Origin of the sequence: Streptococcus gallinaceus (genome assembly GCF_040545695.1) — a bacterium.
Taxonomy (GTDB): domain Bacteria; phylum Bacillota; class Bacilli; order Lactobacillales; family Streptococcaceae; genus Streptococcus; species Streptococcus gallinaceus.
In genome coordinates, this window is sequence record NZ_JBEPMK010000002.1 from 137,568 (window position 1) to 161,897 (window position 24,330).

The following is a 24,330-nucleotide window of genomic DNA, read 5'->3' on the forward strand; positions in this document are numbered from 1 at the left end:
TTTCTTATATTGTACCATTTTCACAGTCTATTTTATCAGAAAAGACTTGTAAGCGAGCGACTTTCTCCTAATTTTATGATATAATCATAAAAAATTACCAGCGAGGATCCGATATGACTTTATATTTTGGCAGCTATACGCGACGACTTTCCAAAGGTATTTATTCTGCAGATTTCAATGAAGAAAGTGGTCTATTGAGCAATCTTCAGCTTCTTGCCACAGAAGACAATCCAACCTACCTTGCATTTTCACAAGCGGGCAATCTCTATACAGTCGGTTCTGAAAATGGGCAAGGGGGTGTTGCAGCCTTTGACGCTCATTTCCAACCGTTGAATCATGTGGTAACAGATGGCGCTCCCCTCTGCTATGTTTCAGTGGATGAGGACCGCCAACTGGTCTACGGAGCAAACTATCACAAAGGCCAAATTTTTTCTTACAAGATAGAAAGTGATGGTTCACTTCGTTTGGCTGACACCGTACAACACCACGGTTCTGGTCCCCATGAAAATCAACAAAGTGCCCACGCTCACTTTGCAGACCTAACTCCTGACCATTACTTGGTAACCTGTGACTTAGGAATAGATTCTGTCATTACTTATGATGTTTCGGACGAGGGAACATTGACAGAAATCGGCCACTACAAATCCGCTCCTGGTGCTGGTCCTCGTCATATCGTTTTCCATCCAACTGCAAAACTCGCCTATCTCATTTGCGAATTAAATGCTTCGATTGAGGTGCTGATTTACGACGGCGTGGGACAATTTGAGCTCCTGCAAACCATATCAACATTGCCCGCAGACTATACTGGCCCAAACAATACAGCAGCCATTCGGATTTCAAAAGATGGAAAATTCGTCTACGCTTCCAATCGCGGACATGATTCCATCGCAATTTACCGCACACTTGGCGATGCGACCCTCGAGTTGATCGACATCCAGTCAAGTCTTGGACAGATTCCCCGCGATTTCGCCCTCGTTTCCAACGACAGCTATCTCATCGTTGCCCATCAAGATTCTGACAAGGTAACCGTCTTCAAACGCCATCCAGAAACTGGACTTCTCACAGAAATTCCACAAGATTTCGAAGCACCTGAAGCAGTTTGCATTCTTGAAAACTAAAGCACTTTGCTTGCATATTTCAGTCTTTTAGTGTTAAATAAAATTATCAATAATAAAGGAGATTCTCCATGAATCCAACAGAACTTTTCAACCAAATAAAAGACCTTATTGCCAATAAAGACCTTGACGGTGCAAAACAATTCATCGAAGATCATAAAGATGAACTCGGTGACTATGTAGAACAAGCACAAGATTTACTGAAAGGCAACGATTTTGTAAACGATACTCTTGATAAAGTAAAAGGCTTGTTTGGGAAATAATAGACAGAGGCTAGGAGTCGTTCCTAGTCTCTATTTTTTTATTAACAACTACTTTATCAACACATCTACTACTTCAGTCAAGGAGGAAACCACCCAATCTACCTTGTAAAGCGAATCTTCTTGATTGTATTTTCCCAAACCAGCTTGTAACCAAATAGTTGTCATCCCTAATTTCTTTGCCGGTATCATGTCATTGTCAATTCGATCTCCAATATAGATTGCTTCTTGGGGTAAGATACCTGCTAACTCCAAGGCACTTGAAAATATTCTCACATCTGGCTTATTGTAGCCAACTGCTGAAGAACTCAGTACAAGTTGGAAATAATCAGTAATCCCCCAATTTTCCAACCGTTCCGCCAAATTCTCTTTCTGATTTGCGATGACTCCCAGCCGATAGTCGCGCTGCAACTGTTCTAAAACAGCCTTAGTATCCGGGTATAAACAATCCGTGCTATGGTCCCACTGTGGCCGTTCAACACCTGCAATGGTAAAATAAGACCAAGTCTCCCGTATGGGATCTTGATTTTTTCGGGAATACTCGACCAACTTTTCTTCAAATTCATCTAATGTTACCACCCTACCTGCACTACTGAGCGTCTCGACGCACCTTTTACTAAAAAGTCGATAAGTCTCCCTTTCATCAACTAAAGTTGAACCCACATCAAAAAATATCCACTTTTTCATTCAAATCTTCCTTTTTCAAAATTGTTCTATAAAGTACTCACTTTAGTGTAACAGATAAATCTTCATAAAAGCAAAAAAGCTAGGAAATTTCCTAGCTTTTCTTTTCTAAACCTTATTTTTTAAGGTTGTAGAATGATTGCAAACCTTTGTATGCTGCAACTTCACCAAGTTGATCTTCGATACGAAGCAATTGGTTGTATTTAGCGATACGGTCTGTACGTGACAATGAACCTGTTTTGATTTGGCCAGCGTTAGTTGCAACTGCGATGTCAGCGATTGTTGAATCTTCAGTTTCACCTGAACGGTGTGATACAACTGCAGTGTAACCAGCTTCTTTAGCCATTTCGATAGCTTCAAAAGTTTCAGTCAAAGTACCGATTTGGTTTACTTTGATAAGGATTGAGTTAGCGGCATTTTCTTTGATACCACGTGCAAGGTAGTCAGTGTTTGTAACGAAGAAGTCGTCACCAACCAATTGTACACGTCCACCAAGACGTTCAGTAAGAGCTTTCCAACCGTCCCAGTCGTTTTCATCCATACCGTCTTCGATAGTGATGATTGGGTATTTGTTAACCAATTCTTCAAGGTAGTCGATTTGTTCTGCAGATGTACGAACAGCAGCGCCTTCACCTTCAAATTTAGTGTAGTCGTAAAGACCTTTTTCTTTGTCGTAGAATTCTGATGATGCACAGTCAAAACCGATCATGATTCCGTTTTCGCCTGCTACATAACCAGCTGCTTCAATCGCTTCGATGATTGTTTCAACACCATCTTCAGTTCCTTCGAACTTAGGAGCGAAACCACCTTCGTCCCCAACAGCTGTTACCAAACCACGAGCTTTAAGGATTTTCTTAAGGTTGTGGAATACTTCAGCACCCCAACGAAGACCTTCTTTGAATGTAGGCGCACCAACTGGTACGATCATGAATTCTTGGAAAGCGATAGGAGCATCTGAGTGAGAACCACCGTTGATGATGTTCATCATTGGAGTTGGCAATACTTTAGCGTTGAATCCGCCAAGGTAGTTATAAAGTGGCACTTCAAGGTAGTCAGCAGCTGCACGAGCAACAGCGATAGAAACACCAAGAATAGCGTTGGCACCAAGTTTGCCTTTGTTTGGAGTACCGTCAAGAGCGATCATTGCACGGTCGATTGCTTGTTGATCACGTACGTCGTAACCGATGATTGCATCAGCAATTACGTTGTTTACGTTATCGACAGCTTTTTGTGTACCAAGACCAAGGTAACGAGATTTATCACCATCACGAAGTTCAACTGCTTCGTGTTCACCAGTAGAAGCTCCTGAAGGAACCATACCACGTCCGAAAGCACCTGATTCAGTGTAAACTTCTACTTCAAGTGTTGGGTTACCGCGTGAGTCAAGGACTTCGCGAGCGTAAACATCAGTAATAATTGACATTATATTACTCTCCTTTGAGATTTAATTTGTTACATTACTATCATACTGTAAAAACGCCTTTTTTTCAAGGAAAAATCGTTGAAATGCCTTATTTTAAACATGTAAACGTTTGCTCTTTGCAGGCTTTTTTAATTATGTTATAATCAGTTTATGACTGACTTAACAAAGACCATATTACAAAAATCCAGCGGTGAAAATCGCCTCAATCCAGATGAACAGCGCCACTACATGGGAACTTTTCGTGAACGAGTTGTTTTAGTTGTACACTTCTCGGATGCGGTTGAAAGCCAATTTCAAGACAAATTTGCCACCATCTGCGAGCACTATCTAGCAGAATATCAGCCACTAACCCTGAAAATTTCTCCCAAATTAACGGATGCCCTCCAGATTTCTTACTTGAAAACTGCCCAAGAAAAAGGCATGACTGTCAGCATCATTGATGAAAAAATTGCTGGCTCACCTTTCGCACTTCTCCTTCACACAGACCATGCTGTTGATGTGGAAAACATTGAACTATCTGACAAATTCATTGCCACAGCAGAGGAGAAAACTGCTGAAAAAGTTCCATTTTGGAAGAAAATTTTTTCTCGCTAAATCGTTAAAAAGCTAGGATTTACCTAGCTTTTTTGACTGTCTAAAATTTCAATAACCTTGTACAGATCTTTTTCATTTATCTGAAAAGGAGCCTGCTCGCGTACAATTGGTTTGGCACAAAAAGCAATACCGATGCCCGCCGCTTGTATCATAGAAAGGTCATTTGCCCCATCTCCCATGGCAATGGTCTGAGCCATGGTCAACCCATTCTCAGCGGTCCAAGTCTCAAGCATCTGCTTTTTGACATCCTTGGTCACTACATCCCCCAATACTCGGCCTGTTAGATGGCCATCTACAACCTCCAAATGATTGGCTTTAACATAGTCCAATCCAAGTTGTTCAGCCAAGCTATCGACCGTTTCATGGAAGCCGCCTGAAACAACGCCAACTTTGTAGCCGCGACTATGCAATTCATCAACTAATTTTTTAGCACCTGGCGTAAAATGAATTTTCTTTAAAATTTCTTGAAAGACACTCTCTGGTAGCCCTTTTAAAAGGGCTACTCGTTCATCTAATGCCTGACGAAAATCCAATTCCCCTTGCATGGCCCTTTCTGTAATATCAGCCACCTGACTGCCAACACCCGCGATATCGCCCAACAAGTCGATTCCTTCTTCCATAATTAAGGTAGAATCCACGTCCATAACAAGCAATCCTTTGATATCCTTCATACTACACTCCAAACTTTTTCTTTTCTTAAATTGTACCAAATTTTCAAAACGATGCAAGATTCATGCAAAAATATACAAAAAAACTGGATAAATCCAGCTTTTAATAGCGAATAGCTTCGCGAGTTTTTTCATAAGAATTCACAAAACGTTCTGTTACACCAGGTTCAACAGTCTCAAGAGCAAATGAGATTTCTTCAAATGAAGCTTGGTAATCGTAGTCTTTTTCAAAGATAGCAAGAGCACGAGTAAAGGCTTTTTGAACTGCTGGATCAAATGAACGGTAACGGTTTGAGTATTGCAGCAACTGCTCTGTTAATGTAGCATTTTGCACAATTAGATAAGCACTTTCTTCCAAATTATGGATGTCAAATGTTGCATTTTCAAGTAGACGATTAACAGCCTCGATATTGATGCGTTTGTAATCCAACTCTGCAAGCAATGTTTCAACATGATCACTTGTACGGAAGAAAATAGCAAGAAATTCTTCTGGAATGCCAGGCAAATTACGTTTTTCCATGTAACGCTTCAAGGTATGCAATTGATTGATATAAGTTGCTGCCTTGTTACGAGCGTTTGTTTCAGATGTTTCTTGCGATTGCAAGTATTCTGATAAAATCAACTGCTCTTCTTCCATCTCTGTCAAGGTCACATTGGCATGTTCCAAACGTTCTTCCAAGATAGAGTAAGCAACTTGTGGTGCGTCTAACTCTTCAACGCTTTCAGCCACCACTTGCTCAATGTTAGCGATACGATTTGACAATTGCTGGATACGTGACAATTTGCTTTCAGACAAAAGATAAGAATGGTTCAAGCGCTCTGCTTCTGCTGTCAGTGTTTGTGTATTTTGAACTGCATGTTCTACAAACTTCGGAAGTGTCTTGCTCAACTTGCTTGTAGCACGATGAGATTCGATTTCTTTTGTAAAAATCTGGTAAAGATGATTGATACGCTCTTGAATTGTTTGATTTTCAACTTCTGCAGCATCCAAATCAAATGAAACAATCAAAGCAGTATTTTCACGAATCGCAACTCGAATATCTTGGAATTGTGTTTCAATATCAGCCTCAGTGAAGAGATAGTTCTCTTCAATCAACTTACGATAACCTGTTTCCAAGTCATCTAATTGATCTGGGAAAGCTATTTCGACCTTTTGAATCAAATCAGGAATACGGTCCATAATCTGATTGAGGGCAATCATGTGCTCCTCTGTCTTGTCCAAGATTTCAGAAGCTTCGATTGGGTCACCTGATGAATTGAGCATAACAAACTCTGAAAATTCAACTTCAATATTTTTCAGTTGTTTTTCCAACTCAGGAAGTGTTTCACCATAGGTTTCTGTATTTTCACGAACAGATGTTTGCAAGGTATCAAACAAATCCAAGGCATGTTTGACGCGACCAGAATTTTTTTCTTCCTGCTCTTTCAAGTCTTGCAAACCGTGGCGGATTGAAGTGATGTCCTCTTCTACCAAATCAATCTGGCTTTCAATGCTAGCAATAGCATTTTTAGCACTCATAAAGCGGAATGAATTGTTAAACCCTTCAGCTTCAAAGATATGATTTTCAATATCTGCAAAAGAATTGAGTGACAAGTCAACCCATTTTTGATTCCACTCACGGAAACTGACCTGACTTTGGCCAATCAAGTGAAGATTTTTCACTGCTTCCACTTCGTCATTGACTGGAAGGTTGAACAAGTCTTCTTTACGTTCTTCCAAAGCAACCAAACGGTTATCATTGTGCTTACGCACAATCAGCCCCGCTACATAAATAATAAGTAATATAACAACAATCGTAATGATTAAAAAGATTGTTCCACTAGACATGTAAATCTCCTTAGATATTAGTATTTACTAGACAATATCGCTTTATTATACCATACTTTTCTAGCATATGCACTTGATTTTTTTAGAATCTTAAACGTCAAGTGTGGAATAGACGGCATTTTCTTCGATAAATTCACGACGAGGCTCTACTTTGTCTCCCATGAGCATATCAAAAATCTTATCCGCTTCAGCCGCATCATCCACTGATACACGCGCCATCAGGCGATTTTCTGGATTCATGGTTGTTTCCCACAATTGGTGGTCATCCATTTCTCCAAGACCTTTATAGCGCTGAATAGTTGGTTTTGAGCGACCTTCACTATACTTATCTAAGGCTGCTTGCAATTCTTCTTCCTGATTGACACCCGGTTGAATGTATTGCTTAATTTCTGAACCTACTTTTACACCGTAGATAGGTGGTTGGGCAATGTACACATAGCCAGCTTCGACAATTGGTCTCATGTAACGATAGAACAAGGTCAGCAAGAGTGTTCGAATGTGGGCTCCATCGACATCGGCATCGGTCATGATGACTAATTTCTGGTAACGTGCTTTTTCTACATCAAATTCTGCACCAAAACCAGTTCCCATAGCAGTAAAGAGGCTACGAATTTCTTCGTTGGCAAGAATCTTATCCATGCTGGCTTTTTCAACATTGAGGATTTTACCACGAATTGGCAAAATAGCCTGAAATTCACGATTACGTCCTGATTTAGCTGAACCACCGGCAGAGTCCCCTTCGACGATGAAAAGTTCAGTTTGTTTTGGATCGTTGGAAGCACAGTCCGCTAGTTTCCCAGGCAAGTTCGAAATTTCTAAGCCTGATTTTTTACGGGTCACTTCACGCGCACGTTTGGCTGCGATACGAGCCTTACTTGCTAAAATCCCTTTTTCAACAATGCGACGTGCAACCTGAGGATTTTCTAGCAAAAAGTCTGAGAAGGCTTCTGAGAAGAGACGGTTGGTGATTTTAACCACTTCGCTATTTCCTAGTTTGGTTTTGGTTTGCCCTTCAAACTGAGGATTTGGGTGCTTGACGGAGATAACTGCTGTCAATCCTTCACGCACATCTTCACCTGTCAAGTTGTCTTCGTTTTCTTTAAGGATTTTATTTTTCTTCGCATAGTCGTTGATGACACGGGTCAAGGCTGTACGGAAACCTTGCTCATGCGTACCACCCTCGTGGGTATGAATATTGTTGGCAAAACTGACAACATTTTCATGGTAGCTGGTAGTGTATTGCATGGCTACTTCAACAGTAATGTCGTCCAACTCACCATCTGTATAAATCGGAGTTTCAAAGATGACATCCTTGCTCTCATTGAGGTACTCAACGTAAGAGGCAATCCCACCTTCATAGTGGTATTCCTTGCGCTGCTCCAACCCTTCACGTTTGTCTGTAATGGATAGGCGAAGACCACGATTGAGAAAGGCCAGTTCTTGAATCCGTTTGTTTAATTTGGCAAATTCAAACTCAGTTGTCTCAGTGAAAATTTCTGGGTCTGGGGTGAAATGAACAGTTGTCCCAGTACGATCTGTCTCACCAATGACTTCAAGATCCGCAACGACCACACCACGCTTGTATTCTTGGTAATGAATCTGATCGTTTTTATGCACTTTAACATCCAACTGTGTAGATAAAGCATTTACAACGGAAGAACCAACACCATGAAGACCACCCGAAACTTTATAGCCACCTCCGCCAAATTTACCTCCCGCGTGGAGAACTGTAAAGACGGTCTCGACCGCAGGACGACCTGTTTTTTCTTGAATATCGACAGGAATTCCACGGCCATCATCCACAACGGTGATTGAATTATCTGGCTCAATATATACCTCAATGTGACTAGCAAATCCAGCCAAGGCTTCATCAATGGAGTTGTCAACGATTTCCCAAACAAGGTGGTGAAGCCCCTCTTTTGAGGTCGATCCGATATACATACCGGGACGCAAACGAACAGCTTCTAGACCTTCTAAGACCTGAATCTGACTGGCATCATACTCCTGTGCTTTTTCCTGTAATTCTTTATTTTCTTCTGTCATTACTCTTCCTTTTCAGGCTAAAAAACGCCTATAAATATTACCCTTAATTATATCATATTTTTTCAAAAAATCCCAGTCAGACATAGCAAAAAGGGGAGGTTCCCCTCCCCCTTATTTTTTTACTTAAATAAGGCTGTATAAACCATCCGTTCTGCTTGTTCTTGGCCATTTCCTCCAAGCAAGTCAACCAACTTATAAGCAAAGGCTAAGCTAGTCCCTGCACCACGACTGGTAATGATAGAGCCATCCACAACAACGATATCCGAACAATGGTTCCCGCTACTGATCGTCTTTTCTTGACCTGGGAAACAAGTATAAGACTTGCCTTCCAACAAACCAGCCCTATCCAATACAATCGGTGCTGCGCAGATGGCTGCAATCCATTTTCCAGCTACGGCAGCTTCTTGCAACTGCTCAATAAGTCCTTCATGGTCTCGAAGGTTGGTTGACCCCGGCATTCCCCCTGGTAAGACAATCATATCAAATTCGGCTAAATTCCCGTCAAACATTTTATCTGCTTCAACGGTAATACCGTGTGAACCTGTAACGGATTTCCCCAGCAACCCAATCATTTGACAGTCAATGTCCGCACGACGCAAAACATCAACTGGTGTCAGAGCTTCGATTTCTTCAAAGCCAGGTGCTAATAATACTGCTACTTTTGCCATGTTAAGCCTCCTTATTTTTCGACACGCTTGATGGTAATTTTTTGATAAACACGTGATTTACTACGACGTCGATCGTCAGATAGATTGTGCTGGTAGGACATAGACATAATCAAACCAACACCTAATAGATTGGAAATAATGGACGAGCCACCTTGTGAGATAAAGGGAAGCGGAATCCCTGTCAGCGGTAACAGTCCCGTTGCCGCTCCTATATTTTCAAAAACATGGAAAAGCAGCATCATGATGTAGCCAGTCGAAATATAGGTGTAAAATCGATTGTTAGACTCTAACGTTATCCGCAACATGCGGTAAATGAGCAAGAGATAGAGAACGATAACCGTTGCTCCGCCGATAAAACCAAAATCTTCTCCAATAACCGTGAAAATCATATCACTTTCACGCACTGGAATCAGCAAGTTGGTTTTATTGAAGCCAATCCCCGAAATACCACCACTTCCAATCGCAATCAAACTTTGAGCCTGTTGATAAGTTGTAGACTGGGCATTTTTAAACGGGTCCAACCAAGCTGTAATCCGATTGATTTTATAGGTGTCCATCCCGAGATTATGCAGTAAAGCTGTCCCGCCAGGTGCTGTAAATAGGACAATAAAGGCAATGCCAGCCACACAAGCAAGACCTACAATAGGCCATAATATTTTCCAGGAAACGCCTGAAATCAAGACCATCCCTGCAAATATGGCTAAAAATACCAAGGCAGTTCCCAAGTCACTCTGCAGATAAAGCAGGACCAAAACCGGTAAAGTACAGAGTAAAAGATAGCCAATCAAGAGGAAATCTTCTTTGATTGTCCGTTTGGGATGCCGTTTGTGGAAACCTACTGTTAACCTCGCCATCATGACAATGTAGGAAATTTTCATGAACTCTGACGGTTGGAAAAGTGTAACCCCTCCTACAGTGACCCAGTTTTGAGCCCCCGTCGATGCGACTAAACTTGGACTGTAAAAATAAAGCGGCAATACCATCAAGCCCAGTCCCAGCACATAGAGTATCGGCGTAACTTTCCACAAAAATTTGGTATTGAAAAACATCACCAAGGCTGCTAGTGCCACACCAATCAGCATCCACATAATCTGTTGTCCAACTACTGGGGCCAACTTGGCTGGATAATCCTGACTAACGGCAATGTAAATCGCCATCACACCAATCAGCAATAAAAAAAAGACTGGCACCAATAGGGGATAATCAATCCGATTGACTACCGACCCTTTTGTTCGATTCATAGAAACTCCTCATACTTTCAATAGGTATTATTTACATTATAGCAAAATCACCTTCAAATTTGAACTCACAGGCTATGAAAATCATCAACCAATTCTACCCGGTCTTGAAAATCGTTTTTCGTCCAAAGTTATTTATAGCTGTTGTCTTGCTTGAGGGATGACAAAGAAAAAACAACCCATAGGGTTGTTTTTTTATTTGAGACCGTATTTTTTGTTGAAACGATCCACACGTCCATCTGCTTGAGTGAACTTTTGACGTCCAGTGTAGAATGGGTGTGAGTCTGATGAAATTTCCACACGGATAAGTGGGTAAGTTTCCCCTTCAAATTCAACAGTTTCGTTAGTGCGTTTTGTAGAACCACTAAGGAACTGGTAACCAGTAGTTGTGTCTAAGAAGACAACAGGGCGATATTCTGGATGGATATCTTTTTTCATGTTAAAAATTCCTTTCTGCCATGGACTCTTTTCCGAGCCATAGATTATAACTCTGCTAGTATACCACAATACGAGATAGAGTTCAAGCCTTTTTGCTTATTTATTTTTAGGTTGCTGAAGCGCCTGTATCTGCATCAGTTGCTGCGTGTTCAGCAGGTGCATCGGCACCAGATGCTCCTGAATCTGCATCTGTATGTCCGTGTCCACCGTGACCAGCTGCTGGTGCGTTTCCGCCAACCAATCGTTGACCGGTCGTTTCAAGATACCAATCCAACCATGGTTTGAAGTTGAAGATGATTTCATTGATACCAGCATAAGAACCGTCTGGATAGTACATAGCTTGGTAATTGTGAGTGTTGATGATTTCTGGTGGTGTACCTGGAACGATTGTCCGTACATATTCTTGGTTACCGTTACGAAGGGTCCCAATCACCCATTCCACATTTTTCATGCGGGCTGGTGGCAAGGTACCGTGAACGGTCGCCATGCGGTTTCCAACTTGCTCAGGAACACGTTTACCAAGCATTGTGTCTGGGTCTGGATGCTTGTCATTATAGTAGAGGAATTGGTTGTTGTCGTCGGCATATGTCAATTCGAATGGCATAGCTTTCAAGAACATATTGAGCTGGTTGACTGTCAAGAGACCGTTGTCCAATTTGACATAAGCATCCCCTTCGACTGCTCCTACTTGAGCTGCGGCCTTATCCAACCATTCCGGATCATCAGGGTCAATCCCTTTAATTGTGGTAGCGATAGAACCTTGGCAATGCAAGTCTTCCTGTTCAATTGGTCTTGGTTTTTGTAATTTCGAGACAACTTTTACATATTTGATAAAGTTGTCTAAGCAGGTTTCAAGGAATTTCACTGTACCCTCGTTTATAATATTTCCATTGTCATCAAAGGCTTCTTTCGCTTTTCCAAGTAAAAATTCATTTCCTGGCAGGGTATAGGCATTGACACCTGGCGCGTCTAAAATCTTGCGCAAATGAACTTGGGCACGTGACGTACCTTGATCATAATAAGAAGCGCCGACAATCATCACTGGTTTGTCTTGGAAAGGATGCACGGCAAATGAAAGCCATTCAAGCACGCTCTTCAAGGCTGCTGTAATCGTGTGGTTGTGTTCTGGTGTTGCAATAATCACACCGTCTGCACGGGTAATTTTATTGTAGAGGAGACGGAGTTGGAAAGATTCTTCCCAATTTTCATCCTGATTAAACATTGGAACTTGGTCAATTTCTAACAATTCCAATTCAAATTTGGTTTTGAATTTACGACCGATAAATTGCAAGAGTTTACGGTTGTATGATTCCTCGGCATTTGAGCCTACAATTCCGACAAATTTCATAGTCTTTCTTCCTCCTTACAAGCTTTCCCAGTCAAAGTTTTCAGCTTCTTTGTGCAAAAGATCTTGTGCATTTGACAATTTTCCAGTAATTTTCACAAAGAGACGGAAATCGTCAAAAATAGCTTCCAACTTGCTAATGGTATCTAAATCAACCAACTCACCTTGGCCGTTAAATGCCTGCAAGGCATGAGAAAGTAAAAATTCATCTGGTAAAACAGTCGCCTTGATCTCAGGTGCATTCAAAATTTGACGCAATTGCAATTGTGCACGTGATGAACCAAGAGTTCCGTAAGAGGCACCCGTAATCATTACCGGCTTGTTGAGGAGTGGATAAATGCCGTAAGACAACCAAGCCAAGGCACTCATGAGTACCGCTGGGATAGAATGGTCGTATTCAGGTGTTCCGATAATCACTCCATCTGCGGCGCTGATTTTCGCAGCGATTTCCAAAATGGCTTCTGGAACTTTCTTATCGGCCGGTTTATTGAAAATTGGTAGATCCTTGATCTCAATCACTTCAATATCCGCTTTATCAGAAAAGTGCTGTTGAATATAGTGTAGCAATGTACGATTCGTAGATTTGGCAGAGTTTGTGCCAACCAAAGCAATCAATTTCATAATAGTATCCTTTCCTCCTACATTTGCAGAGTATACATATTATATTACTATTTTTTATTGAAAATGTAAAGGCTTTCTAAAATTTATCCGCCACTCCATCGGTATAGATTATTTCGTCGTTAACCGTGATAATAATAGCTTCTATGCCTGATTGTGCATTGACTTCATCATAAATTTCTCGGATAGGACGACCAAACAAGCGCGTAGTCCAAATTTCTCCATCCACTGATTTTTCAGAAATAATGGTCAAGCTGGCCACATCTGTCGCAACCGGATAACCTGTCTGACTGTCAAAAATATGGTGGTAGGTTTTCCCCTCATAGGTAAATGTTCGCTCGTAGATGCCGGAAGTCACCACCGATTCCTCGCCTATTTTCAAGACAGCAATATTGTTACCGCGCGGCAATTTTGGATGCTGCACACCAATCCGCCACATACCATCAGGGTTGTGCACTGCTCGTCCAAAGGTCAAGACATTGCCTCCCAAATTGATGAGACCTCTCTCCACACCGACGCGTTTGAGGTGCTCGACGATTTTGTCCGCAATGTAGCCCTTGGCAAGAGCGCCCAAATCAATGGCCATCCCTTCTTTTTTTAAGTAAACTTGACGATATTCTGGCTCTAAAACGATGTCCTCTGGGTTGATAATACGCAACTTGTCCTTGATTGTCGCCTCATCAGGCACCTTGGCATCGTCAAATCCAATTCGCCAAGCCTGAATCAGGGGACCAATCGTAATGTTGAGCCGACTACCTGGTGCACAACTGTGAGCTTTCCCTAATTCAATCAATTCATAGAGGTCTGGTGCCACAGGTACAGGCTGCACACCCGCGTTAAGATTGACTTCCATGAGCTCAGAAGTCAAATCATTGGCAGAAAAACGATCCTTGTACAGATAGAGCAACTCCTCCACCTGTTCCAAAATTGGTTGAGGGTCCTCATGCCAAATTTTGGTATCGATAAATGTCCCCATCAAATGAATGCGACGACTAGCTTCTGGCATTTTTGACAGCCTCCTTGATTTCTTGGTAAATAGCTTCATTTTCCTCTAACGAGTAAGAATTGGCTCCGCTAGCAAGTGGATGACCACCGCCTTCATGGCGTTTGGCAATTTCATTGATAACAGCTACTTTACTGCGCAGGCGAACGCGATAGGTTCCATTTTCTTGCTCCACGAAAATCGCCCAAGACTGCACATCTGCAATACGGCCTGGCGCCGAGACAATAGCTGCGGTCTCTGCATCTGTAACCTGATATTCTTGCATGAGAGCACGCGTCAACACAATCCGCGCAGCTCCATTTTCATCTACGTCCATATGGTCGTAAACATAGCCTGTCAACTTAGCAATCTTGGCATCCATTTCGTCCATTTTTCGAGAAATCGCTGAAAAGTCAAAGTTATACTGGTGCAAGAAACTTGCAACTTCAAAGGTTTTAGCACTTGTCGCGGGATAAAGAAAACGACCGGTATCTCCGACAATTCCTGCGTACAAAGAAGCTGCAACGGCTGCATCCATCTCCAAATTTTGCTCCATAGCTAAACGAGCAACCAACTCACTAGCTGAACTGGATTGGGTATCCACCCAAAGCAAATCTCCGTAGACATCATCATTGGGATGGTGGTCAATTTTAACCAAGAAATGTCCCTTGTCATAGCGGGCATCATCAATTCGCTCTGTATTGGCTGTGTCGACTACAATCACCAAGGCGCCTGCAAAGTCAGTATCCTCCACGGTATCCATAGTTCCAATCCAAGCCAAGGTTGGCTCTTGAAAACCTGTCGCTAAAACCCGTTTTCCAGGAAAATTCTTTTCAATCAGACCTTTCAGTCCCAATTGACTCCCGATAGCATCTGGGTCTGGGCGCTGATGACGGTGGATGATAATGGTATCGTAAGCTCTAATTTTTTCTATAATTTGTTCTTGAATCAACATGATTTCTCCTTTTTCACTTCCTCATATTTTAGCACAAAGAATAGGCTTTTGAAAATGTTTAGAATATGGTATAATGACAATACTATCTACATTTGGAGGAAATTATGGCACTGGCAAAAATTGTCTATGCGAGTATGACCGGCAATACAGAGGAGATTGCGGACATCGTCGCAAGTAAACTGGAAGAACTGGGGTTAGAAGTACACAACGACGAATGTACAACCGTAGAAACTGAAGAAATCCTTGACGCAGATATTATTGTCGTCGCGACCTACACTTACTCATATGGCGGAGACGGTGAGTTGCCAGACGAAATCGTTGATTTTTACACAGACTTGGCCGACTTAGACCTGACTGGAAAAATCTATGGAGTCTGTGGTTCAGGCGATACTTTCTACGATGACTTCTGTAAGTCAGTAGATGACTTCGACCTTATGCTCGGTTCACGTGGCGCAACAAAAGGCGCTGAAAATGTCAAGGTTGACTTGGCTGCTGAAGACGAAGATATTGCAAACTTGGAAAAATTTGCAGAAGATTTAGTTGCAAAACTTGGTTAAAAAAGTTGAGAGAAATCTCAACTTTTTTCTTGCCAAAATGATTGAAAAAGATTATACTTAACTAGTTAATTATAATTTAAGGAGGATGTCATGGCTAAAAAATCCAAAATCGCCCGTCATCAAAAACAATTAAAACTAATTGCACAATACGCTGACTTACGTAGAGAATTAAAGGAAAAAGGAGATTACGAAGCACTCCGTAAATTACCTCGTGACTCCAATCCAAATCGTCTGAAAAACCGCGACATGACCGACGGTCGTCCACACGCTTATATGCGTAAATTTGGTGTCAGCCGGATTACCTTCCGCGAATTGGCCCACAAAGGACAACTTCCAGGTGTCAAAAAAGCAAGCTGGTAAAAAAAGAGGGGTAGAAAAATCCTCTCTTTTTTGCTATACTTATCCAAAAATGGAGGATCTTATGGATTTAGAAGCAATTCGAGCGAACATTGACCGTGTAGACGAGGAATTGGTCGCCCTGTTGGAACAACGGATGGACCTGGTATCACAGGTTGCAACCTTTAAAAAGGAAAGTGGCAAAACCGTCTTAGACAATCAGCGTGAAGCTTTAGTGCTTGAAAAAGTGGCCAATCATGTAAAAAACGCAGATTACCAAGAAACCATTCGTGCAACTTTTGCCGATATCATGGCTCAATCACGCCAGTACCAAAAACAAAAACTCAACCGTCATGAAGAAAACTAAGCAGCTACTCCACATTCTACTAGCTAGTCTAGCTGTCGGAATTTGCGTCGGAGTCGTAAATACAATCTTCGGTCGCACTTTGTTGGCTATAGGAAATATTCGCGCTCACTACTTCCCTTACTTGATTCCTTTCTTGGCGCTGGCTGGGGCAGGCATTATCTGGGCCTATCACTACTGGGGACAAGAGTTGCAAAAAGGCATGGAACTTGTTCTCAAAGTTGGTCGCGGACAAGCTGATAATATTCCAAAAAAATTGATTCCTCTTGTCATGATTTCTACTTGGACAACACATTTATTTGGCGGATCAGCTGGTCGTGAAGGGGTGGCTGTCCAAATCGGCGCGACCATCTCGCATAATTTTGAAAAAAAATGGAAGTTCCCTGTAGAAAACGGCTTTTTCCTGACAACAGGTATCGCTGCTGGTTTTGCAGGACTTTTTCAAACACCACTTGCTGCTAGCTTTTTCGCCTTAGAAGTCCTCGGCAAAGGCAAATCTTCTTGGCAACAAGTTGCATCTATCTTAGTCGCTGCCTTCACAGCCAGCAGCACATCCCACCTGCTTGGTCTCGAGAAATTCACTCATCTTATGAGATTTCAGACCTTGTCATGGAAACACTGGTTGGGCTTGATGCTCACGGGACTCATTTTCGGTCTAATCGGCAATGGCTTTGCAGCTCTTTTGAAGCAAGCAAAAAAACTTGCAGCTACAATCTGGGCAAATCCTTACCTACGCATCGTCTTAGGCAGTCTGATTCTGTCTCTCATCTTCTTTCTAGCTCATCAGGGACGTTATTCTGGTCTGGGTACCAATCTGATTGAAGCTAGTTTGATGGGTGAGAAGATTTATCCTTATGATTGGCTGGTAAAACTCCTCCTAACCGTTGCTACTCTCGCGATTGGTTTTCAAGGCGGGGAAGTGACACCACTTTTTGCCATCGGAGCTAGCAGTGGCATCCTATTAGCAACACTTCTCGGTCTTCCACTGGAATTAACCGCCGCACTAGGCTATGCAGCTGTCTTTTCTGCCGCAACCAATACCTGGTTTGCACCAATTCTTATCGGCTGCGAAGTGTTTGGATTTGCAAATCTACCCTATTTTCTGATTGTCTGCAGCCTCTCTTATTGGACCTACCGAAACATTTCAATTTATCAATAAAAAAAACAAGTTTAGTTCCTCTAAACTTGTTTTTTTGCTTGCGCTTCAACCAGACTTACTAGTTTTCCTAGCCTCTTGATAAAAAGGACTCAATCCTGTCTAATGCAGAACTGAGTCCTTGATGTTGACTAAATGATTTGCTTGTAAAATCTATTCCAAATAAATGCTATTTATTCCTTCTTTCGGATTTTTATCAATCCAAATGCTGATAAAATAGATACTATTCCAAAGATGCTTAGGAAAGGACTTCGCGTAGTACCAGTTTGAGGAAGTTGCTTACTTACCCTTGGTTCTGGTGGGCTACTTGGAGTGTGATTTGTCGCTACTGGAGCTATCTTAGCAACAACTTTTTCATCTGAACCTCCAACAGATTTACCATCTAAAGCTTCTTCAGCCGCTTTCAGTGCAAGGAGGGCTTCATCGACTTCTGATTGAGTGACGTTAGTATTTGCCAAAACAGCTTGCGCTTCTCTGACAACTTGATCATAGGCAAGTTTGACCAATTGACTTGCTTGCTGATAGGTGGCAGCAGTCGCTTTCAATTCAAACGATTTCGCCACTAGACCTGATAATGCCGCTTTATCTACTGTTTTAGTTCCTACTAGGATCACTTCAGTTACAGCTTTTGTCACAACTTCATCAATCAAAACTTTACCATTCACACTTACCTGACGACGAAGACCTGCAATTCCAGCAACAAGTACTTGGCGCGTACCTGCAGGAAGATTGGCATCTGCTACCACTTGTGTTTCAAAAGGGATAACAGATTCTGTAGTGACAGCCTCTACTGGTTTCAATCCTTCTAAAGCTAATCGAAGGGCCTTAGTCGCTGCATCTACCTCTTCCTGAGTTGCTTCTTCATTGAGACGAACTGCTTGCGCAGTTTCTACAGCCGCTTTAAGCGCTTCTTGACTAGCATCTGTTTTATCAGTCGTATCAACTGATTGAGCATCTAATAAGGCTGTTAAAAGAGCTTCTTTTGAAACAGTTGGTTTGCCATCTAAGGCATTGCTTGCCGCAACTAGAGCTGCATAGGCCTTATCCACTTCAACTTGTCTAGCTGCACCATTTTGAAGAACAGCTTCAGCTACAGCATAGGCTGCACGGTAGGCATCTTTAAGGTTGCTTTGTGCGTTGTAGTAAGTTGGACTTGATAGAAGGTCATCGTATTTTGCTGTCTCTGCCTTAAGATTGCTTTTATCTGTTTCTTTACCATCAAGAGCTTGGCGAGCTGTTGCTACTGCTGTTGCCGCTGCATCAACTTCTGCTTGAGTCACTTTTTCATTTGCTAAAACGGCTTGCGCATTGCGGTAACTGTTGTTGTATGCTTCTTGTTTATCACCAGCAACATTATAGTATGCTGCACTTGGTTGAACAGAGTTGTAGGAGTCGCTCTCCGTTTGCAATACCGAGAAGTCAGTTACTTTTCCATTCAAGGCTTGACGGGCTACTTCAAGTTGTTGAAGTGCTTGATCAACAGCAGCTTGTTTATTTTTAGCTGCTAACACTGCTTTTGCTTCTGCTAGCGCCTTATCGTATGCAGCAATCAACTCTTCTGTTGCATTGTAATAAGTTGCGCTTGCTTTTACAGTATCAACTTGTGCTTCTTCAGCAGTCAACTGACGTTTGTCAACAAGGCTAAATCGGACACGATTGGTCAAACCTGGCGTGACGCTAAAGGCCAAATCTTCATAAATCTCAACACCTTCTGGAAGAGCCACATCAAGGGTGTAATTCCCAACATAGACTGCCTTACCATAGTCTGTTTCTGAGTAGCGCGCAGCTGGAATCTCATACACTTTGCCATCAGAAGCCTTAATACCAACCATTGTACCTTTTGGAAGAGCTTTGTCAAAATCAAGAAGAAGGTTTACTTTACTAAAGATGATTGCAAGAAAGCTGACTTCTTGAGAACTATCTGCCTCTGATAAGGTAACTGTCTTCTTGATTGCACCAGTGATTTCTCCCCATTCCTTGTCATAAAGGAAAACTTCTACAGTGTAGGTACCAAATGGAAGCATGAGCACGTCTGATTGTCCCGCATAACGTGGCAAATCAAGAACTGTGTTGCCTTTATCATCTTTCACAGCAGTTGTAAAATGCAAGCCAACAACATCATTTGAAACCACATCACGAACATTGACCCGAACAAGACCACGGTCATTTCCAATGCTAATCAAATCCGCAACTTTAGCCACTGAAACATTGCCCGCAAAGTCTTCCACACTGTAATAGAATCGACCAACATCAGCCTTATCAAGCGGAAGCGTGAAAGTTCCATCTGCATTTTGTTTTACAAATACCTTATTATCAACTAGCTTAACTTTTCCAGTATTGGCATTGTAGTCAATCGTACTTTCGATGCCATCACTATCTGCAACAAGGTAGAAGACACGTTCTCGATAAATACCAGACTCTTTCTCAATAGCTGGACGTGCTTTAAAGGCAAGCGTTGTTTTATCATACGTAGCAGTGGTGATAAACGGTTTTTCACGATCCAAGACAACATCAAAATTAGTCGTTTGTGTTCCCGCACCGACCACATCAGATGTGTAACTCACCACGTATTTATATTTGCCGTTTGGCAGATCATTCCCATCCTTATCTTGGCCAAACCATTCAGTTGTTCCAACTAAGGTTGATTTTGGACGATTTGGATTACCAGCATAGTAATTTTTGTTGCCACCTGTAGGCTCACTTGACCAAAGTGGATTTTTCAAGTCTTTATCATCCGCGGCATAAATAGTCGCTACCAAATCAGAATAGTTCCGGAAGAAGACACCTTTAAAGGCAAGTGCATCTTGGTTTCCATCACCATTTGGTGAAATGGCTAACTGAGGTTTCCCGTTAGCGTCTAGGTAAAGCAGGTTGGTTCCCTCATCTGTTTTAAAGGTTCCTAAAACTTTTAACTCAACAGGTGTTTTCTCATCTGTACTTGCAGCAGAGTAAACCGCTTCAGAACTTGTGCTAATCAATCCTGTCACATCGGCATTCCCAGCGATGACTTTATTTTTAGGAGTATAGTAGAAACCGCCTTTTCCATCTGCGACCAATTCATAAATTGGTTTTTCAGCGACGGGAACATCTTGGAATTTCCCTTTAAATCCAACAAATGGAAGACTGACAATTTCAGCGCTATCTACTGTATCAAGGAAACGAACAAAACCTTCTAAGAAGTAACCATTTGGCATTTCTTGACTCAATTGCGTTGCAAAGGTTGATGCATCGACTGAGATTGTAACTGTTTTGGCCTCACCAGCTTTGACCGTGATAGTTTTAGCGTCACTTGTTGACAATGCTCTTGGCTTAAGGGTGATTTTTCCATTTTCAATGCCGTCAGTTGTCAGATTCGTCACGTAATTCAGCGTTTTGTCTTCTTTGCTAATGTTGTGAACCGTTACGTCAAAGGTAAACCGAGCTCCTACATTACCAAGTGTCACGCTGCTATAGCCTTCGGAACCAGTAAGGTAAAGACCTGTTGTGATAGCACCATTCGTATCCACTAACCCTGCACCTTGCTGGCGCGGAGAAGTGAAGGCTTTGGCATCTGTATCATAGTGTGCTTTGGCCGTACTCATTAATAGATGCTTAATTAGGGTTTCTGTATCAGCTGGACTAAGGTCTGGATAGGCTTGTTTGAGGTATTGTTTTACCAAGGCCACAACACCTGCGACATGAGGAGTTGCCATACTTGTCCCGCTCATGTTGTCATACTCACCGTTATTGATGGATGAGTAAATGCTACCACCAGGAGCTGAAAGGTCTGGTTTCAATTCTCCATCAACTGATAAGCCCCAGCTTGTAAAGTCCGACATTTGATTAGCGACAGGATTGGCTGTTTTCTCAGAATTTCCGTTGAATTGGATTTTGTATTTCTCAGGATGAGCCGCTAATTCTTCTCCAAATTCAAATGGAATAAAGGCAGAAGGAATCAAGGCCCCGTTTCCTTCAATTTGCATGCTAATATTTGGCTGACCAGCTGTATGGTTGAAAATCACAACCCCTTCTGCTCCCTTAGCTGCAGCAAAAGCAATTTTTTCACTAAAGGTAATACCACCACGTTTGATTAGGGCGATTTTCCCTTTCAAGTCGACATTAGCTACTTCGTCAGCCGTTCCTGTACCAACAAAAACGTACTCGTACTCGCGGCCCTGCTCAAAGTTTTTAGCACTAACTTCTGGGTTGGTATAAGAACTTTTTCCGTTATTCAGTGCAGCATTGCCTTCCATACCGACCAAGTTGACCACCTTGTTCATCACCGTTGAGCTGTTATATGACGCTACTGAAATAACATCCCGCGTTGTTGATGGGTCTCCAACTAATCCGTAGTCTGGATTTTCCGCTAATGGGTTAGAATGGCTTGAACCAAATGCACCATCATTACCAGCTGCGATAACCACTGTAACGCCAGCTTTTCTTGCCATAGCAATGGCTTCTTGGATGGTATTATCCATATTGACTACTGAACCATTGGCAGAACCAAGACTCAGGTTAATCGAATCCGCTCCTAATCTAACCGCATCTTTAATGGCTTGCACATAAATTGCTGGTCCTGTTGTTGAGTGAACATCTGAGAAGACACGCATGAACATGACTTGCGCTTCTGGAGCTACGCCGTAAATGTATTCACCGCTGTTTGTTTTGGTTGGATTACCTGTAGCAATCCCTGTCACGTGCATACCGTGAGAATGCTTATCTGCCTCTTTAAGTTCAGTATTCACATCAACATAGTTATAACCAAAAATAACTTTATCATTGTACCACTGACCGTAAGAAATACCGGCTTCTTTTTTAGCCGCCTCTATTTCCTCTTTTGATTTGTACTTAGCCTTGCTGACATCACTGATGTGAAGAGCATCATGAGTCACATCAAGACCAGAGTCAATAATGGCAACGACAGTCCCTTGACCTTTGTAGCCACTATCCCAGACCTTGGGTACATTGATTATTTTATTCGTGTCAATACTTTGGGGTTTGGCCTCTTCTTTTTTAGGAATGCTTGATTCAGTTTCTGCGACATGATCGCCCTCAGTGGCTGCCGTTGTTTTGTCAACAGTAGCTGTAGTTGATGGTTTTTCAGTAGATGCAGCTGCTTGATTAGAGACTTTTGTCTCCTCTGATGTAACTGTAGTTTCTGACGCTGTTGGAGTTGCACTTGATTTAGTGGCCACCTCTTCAGATGGGCTCTCTGGTGCAGTTTCTTTTGCTGCTTCAGTGGATTCGCTTACTTCTGTAGCTACACTTGATGAATCAGCATTCTTAGCTGAATCCGTCGAAGTTACTTCATTAGCAGAACTTGCCGCCACTTCTGAAGTTGCATCAAGCGTTGGTGCTATATCATCAGCTTGATGTGTACTGGTAGCGGTCGTTTCAACTTCAGAAACAACAACTGGATTGCTAATGTCTGTCAACTGGTCAGCAGATACTTGTGAGACACCTGCAAAGAGGAAAACAGCACCTAATAATACAGATGCAACACCCACTTTGTACTTACGGATGGAAAAACGTTGATGCAATTTCATAAAGAACTCCTTTGTTTTCTTAAATAAACCTTAAATAGGTTATTTTCTATTAAAACACAAAATATTCTCAATTTCAACAATTTTTTGAAAATTCCGTCTTCGTTTTGTTATTATTTACAATAAATTTCATTTATTATTGCAGACTAGAAGTTATCCCTTTTGTGATGAAACGATGTATAGGCGTATAATGGCTACAATTTTAAGCCAAAATAAAGAGCGTTCTTTAAAACGCTCTTTATTTTCTTATTATCTCCCCTGTAGGAATCGAACCTACAACTAATTCTTAGGAGGAATTTGTTATGTCCATTTAACTAAGGGAAGTTCCCTTGTTATTTTACATTAAAGTTGAGCTGATTGCAAGATTTACTAATCTTTATGTGGATTTCTGTACTTGGCCATTTTCTTTTTGAAAATCTCGGCATTGGAGGGTGCGGTCACAGATATGGCATTGGCTCCTGCTTCAATGACTTCTTTGATACTCTCATCCGTCGGTCCCCCCGTCGCAATGATGGGCAAGTCTGGAAATTCCTGTCGGAGCTTTTGGACGACAGACGCCGTCTCGGGACCACATGAAACATTTACAATATCCACTCCTGCAGCCAATCTACTCTGAATATCCGCATCGGCTGAAACAACCGTATAGATAATCGGCACATCAATAAGGGCATCAATTTCAGCGATGGTACCCGCTTTCGTAGGGCCATTGACGACGACAGAAAATACTCCTTCTGACTCAGAAAACAAGCTCATATTAGCCGCGCGAAGTCCCGTGGTCAATCCGCCACCGACACCTGCCAATACAGGAACTGAGGATACCTGCATGATACTCTTTAAAATAGCAGGATTGGGGGTAAAAGGATAGACAGCTAAAATGGCATCTGCATTGTGATTGGCAATAATAGCCACATCTGTCGTAAATAAGATAGACTTGATCAATCGCCCGTAAATCGAGATTCCGGTTACTTCCTGGATTACTTCTGGAACAGTTACAATCTCCTTGCGTAGGTCTGACATTACTGAAGGTATTTTCATGACATTTCTCCTTTATCTGAGTGTACCACAATTTCTACAAATAGGAGCCTGAATGAACTAAAAAACTCTTCCCAATTGGAAAGAGTTTTGATCAGTCTGTAAATCTTGAAGATTAACGACGGATTTCTTTGATACGAGCTGCTTTACCTTGAAGAGCACGCAAGTAGTACAATTTCGCACGACGCACTTTACCGTAACGTACAACTTCAATCTTGTCAACACGTGGAGTATGGATTGGGAAAGTACGTTCAACACCGATACCACCAGAAATTTTACGTACAGTGTACATTTCTGAGATACCTTGACCTTTACGAGCGATGACAACGCCTTCAAAGATCTGAATACGTTCACGTGAACCTTCGACAACTTTCGCGTGTACACGAACAGTGTCACCAGGACGGAATGATGGGATGTCAGTACGAAGTTGACCTTCTGTCAAACTTTGGATCAATGGATTCATTTATTTTCTCCTATCTTTGTCAATCTTGAGCGCTTTTAAGC

Annotated in this window: 22 protein-coding genes and 1 tRNA gene; 7 read left to right on the forward strand and 16 right to left on the reverse strand. The window is 42.0% G+C overall.

Going from position 1 to position 24,330, the window contains the following annotated elements:
• Positions 1-113 precede the first annotated feature (113 nt).
• Positions 114-1,118: a lactonase family protein gene (locus ABID27_RS02945; protein WP_253363881.1), complete on the forward strand. Its 1,005-nt coding sequence runs from the start codon at positions 114-116 to the stop codon at positions 1,116-1,118.
• Between the two features lie 68 nt (positions 1,119-1,186).
• Positions 1,187-1,378, forward strand: coding sequence for a hypothetical protein (locus tag ABID27_RS02950; protein ID WP_354280141.1), 192 nt, complete (start codon positions 1,187-1,189; stop codon positions 1,376-1,378).
• A gap of 48 nt (positions 1,379-1,426) precedes the next feature.
• On the opposite strand, the gene ABID27_RS02955 is transcribed toward ABID27_RS02950, so the two are convergent.
• Together ABID27_RS02955 and eno are read right to left on the reverse strand one after the other, a co-directional pair.
• Positions 1,427-2,062 carry an HAD family hydrolase gene (locus tag ABID27_RS02955; RefSeq protein WP_354280143.1) on the reverse strand — a complete coding sequence of 212 codons (636 nt, stop codon included), beginning with the start codon at positions 2,060-2,062 and terminating at the stop codon, positions 1,427-1,429.
• A gap of 112 nt (positions 2,063-2,174) precedes the next feature.
• Complete coding sequence (eno, locus tag ABID27_RS02960) at positions 2,175-3,482, reverse strand: surface-displayed alpha-enolase (RefSeq protein WP_253363869.1); 1,308 nt, start codon at positions 3,480-3,482, stop codon at positions 2,175-2,177.
• A gap of 150 nt (positions 3,483-3,632) precedes the next feature.
• Between eno and ABID27_RS02965 the strand changes: the two genes are divergently transcribed.
• Positions 3,633-4,076, forward strand: a complete 444-nt coding sequence (locus tag ABID27_RS02965; RefSeq protein WP_354280145.1) for a DUF1694 domain-containing protein — start codon at positions 3,633-3,635, stop codon at positions 4,074-4,076.
• A 23-nt stretch (positions 4,077-4,099) separates the two neighbouring features.
• Here the strand turns inward: ABID27_RS02965 and serB are convergent, their stop codons facing one another.
• The 10 genes from serB to ABID27_RS03015 form a co-directional block, all read right to left on the reverse strand.
• Positions 4,100-4,747 carry a phosphoserine phosphatase SerB gene (serB, locus tag ABID27_RS02970; RefSeq protein ID WP_354280147.1) on the reverse strand — a complete coding sequence of 216 codons (648 nt, stop codon included), beginning with the start codon at positions 4,745-4,747 and terminating at the stop codon, positions 4,100-4,102.
• A gap of 100 nt (positions 4,748-4,847) precedes the next feature.
• A complete protein-coding gene (ezrA, locus tag ABID27_RS02975) occupies positions 4,848-6,572 on the reverse strand; it encodes a septation ring formation regulator EzrA (RefSeq protein WP_354280149.1) in 1,725 nt (574 codons plus the stop codon).
• Positions 6,573-6,662: 90 nt separating this feature from the next.
• Complete coding sequence (gene gyrB, locus ABID27_RS02980; protein WP_253363861.1) at positions 6,663-8,615, reverse strand: DNA topoisomerase (ATP-hydrolyzing) subunit B; 1,953 nt, start codon at positions 8,613-8,615, stop codon at positions 6,663-6,665.
• A gap of 119 nt (positions 8,616-8,734) precedes the next feature.
• The gene (locus tag ABID27_RS02985; protein WP_354280152.1) at positions 8,735-9,283 is read right to left on the reverse strand and encodes a DJ-1 family glyoxalase III; all 549 of its coding nucleotides are present in this window, start codon (positions 9,281-9,283) and stop codon (positions 8,735-8,737) included.
• An 11-nt stretch (positions 9,284-9,294) separates the two neighbouring features.
• Entirely contained in the window at positions 9,295-10,524 is a 1,230-nt protein-coding gene (locus ABID27_RS02990; protein WP_354280154.1) for an FtsW/RodA/SpoVE family cell cycle protein, read from the reverse strand.
• Positions 10,525-10,716: 192 nt separating this feature from the next.
• The gene (locus ABID27_RS02995; RefSeq protein ID WP_222347959.1) at positions 10,717-10,959 is read right to left on the reverse strand and encodes a type B 50S ribosomal protein L31; all 243 of its coding nucleotides are present in this window, start codon (positions 10,957-10,959) and stop codon (positions 10,717-10,719) included.
• A 106-nt stretch (positions 10,960-11,065) separates the two neighbouring features.
• Complete coding sequence (locus ABID27_RS03000; RefSeq protein ID WP_253363855.1) at positions 11,066-12,307, reverse strand: NAD(P)H-dependent oxidoreductase; 1,242 nt, start codon at positions 12,305-12,307, stop codon at positions 11,066-11,068.
• Between the two features lie 15 nt (positions 12,308-12,322).
• Positions 12,323-12,925, reverse strand: a complete 603-nt coding sequence (locus tag ABID27_RS03005; protein ID WP_222347963.1) for an NADPH-dependent FMN reductase — start codon at positions 12,923-12,925, stop codon at positions 12,323-12,325.
• Between the two features lie 76 nt (positions 12,926-13,001).
• Positions 13,002-13,928 (reverse strand): FAD:protein FMN transferase, encoded by a 927-nt coding sequence (locus ABID27_RS03010; RefSeq protein WP_354280157.1) that lies wholly within the window; start codon positions 13,926-13,928, stop codon positions 13,002-13,004.
• The gene (locus ABID27_RS03015; protein WP_354280159.1) at positions 13,915-14,859 is read right to left on the reverse strand and encodes a DHH family phosphoesterase; all 945 of its coding nucleotides are present in this window, start codon (positions 14,857-14,859) and stop codon (positions 13,915-13,917) included. Before ABID27_RS03015 ends, ABID27_RS03010 begins: the two co-directional genes overlap by 14 nt.
• A gap of 104 nt (positions 14,860-14,963) precedes the next feature.
• Here ABID27_RS03015 and ABID27_RS03020 point away from each other — a divergent pair, with 104 nt between their 5' ends.
• From ABID27_RS03020 to ABID27_RS03035, 4 genes are all read left to right on the forward strand, one after another.
• Positions 14,964-15,416 (forward strand): flavodoxin, encoded by a 453-nt coding sequence (locus ABID27_RS03020; protein ID WP_253363849.1) that lies wholly within the window; start codon positions 14,964-14,966, stop codon positions 15,414-15,416.
• 90 nt (positions 15,417-15,506) lie between these two features.
• Positions 15,507-15,776, forward strand: a complete 270-nt coding sequence (gene rpsN / locus ABID27_RS03025) for a 30S ribosomal protein S14 (RefSeq protein WP_222347970.1) — start codon at positions 15,507-15,509, stop codon at positions 15,774-15,776.
• A gap of 61 nt (positions 15,777-15,837) precedes the next feature.
• Positions 15,838-16,119, forward strand: a complete 282-nt coding sequence (locus ABID27_RS03030; RefSeq protein ID WP_253363847.1) for a chorismate mutase — start codon at positions 15,838-15,840, stop codon at positions 16,117-16,119.
• Positions 16,106-17,275 (forward strand): chloride channel protein, encoded by a 1,170-nt coding sequence (locus ABID27_RS03035; protein ID WP_354280162.1) that lies wholly within the window; start codon positions 16,106-16,108, stop codon positions 17,273-17,275. Before ABID27_RS03030 ends, ABID27_RS03035 begins: the two co-directional genes overlap by 14 nt.
• Before the next feature lie 170 nt (positions 17,276-17,445).
• Here the strand turns inward: ABID27_RS03035 and ABID27_RS03040 are convergent, their stop codons facing one another.
• The 4 genes from ABID27_RS03040 to rplS all read right to left on the reverse strand — a co-directional run bounded on the left by ABID27_RS03040 (position 17,446) and on the right by rplS (position 24,289).
• A complete protein-coding gene (locus ABID27_RS03040) occupies positions 17,446-22,797 on the reverse strand; it encodes a S8 family serine peptidase (RefSeq protein ID WP_354280164.1) in 5,352 nt (1,783 codons plus the stop codon).
• Positions 22,798-23,046: 249 nt separating this feature from the next.
• Positions 23,047-23,118: transfer RNA gene (locus tag ABID27_RS03045), tRNA-Arg, on the reverse strand.
• Between the two features lie 45 nt (positions 23,119-23,163).
• The gene (locus ABID27_RS03050) at positions 23,164-23,829 is read right to left on the reverse strand and encodes a beta/alpha barrel domain-containing protein (RefSeq protein WP_354280166.1); all 666 of its coding nucleotides are present in this window, start codon (positions 23,827-23,829) and stop codon (positions 23,164-23,166) included.
• Between the two features lie 112 nt (positions 23,830-23,941).
• A complete protein-coding gene (rplS, locus tag ABID27_RS03055; RefSeq protein ID WP_253363841.1) occupies positions 23,942-24,289 on the reverse strand; it encodes a 50S ribosomal protein L19 in 348 nt (115 codons plus the stop codon).
• Positions 24,290-24,330 lie beyond the last annotated feature (41 nt).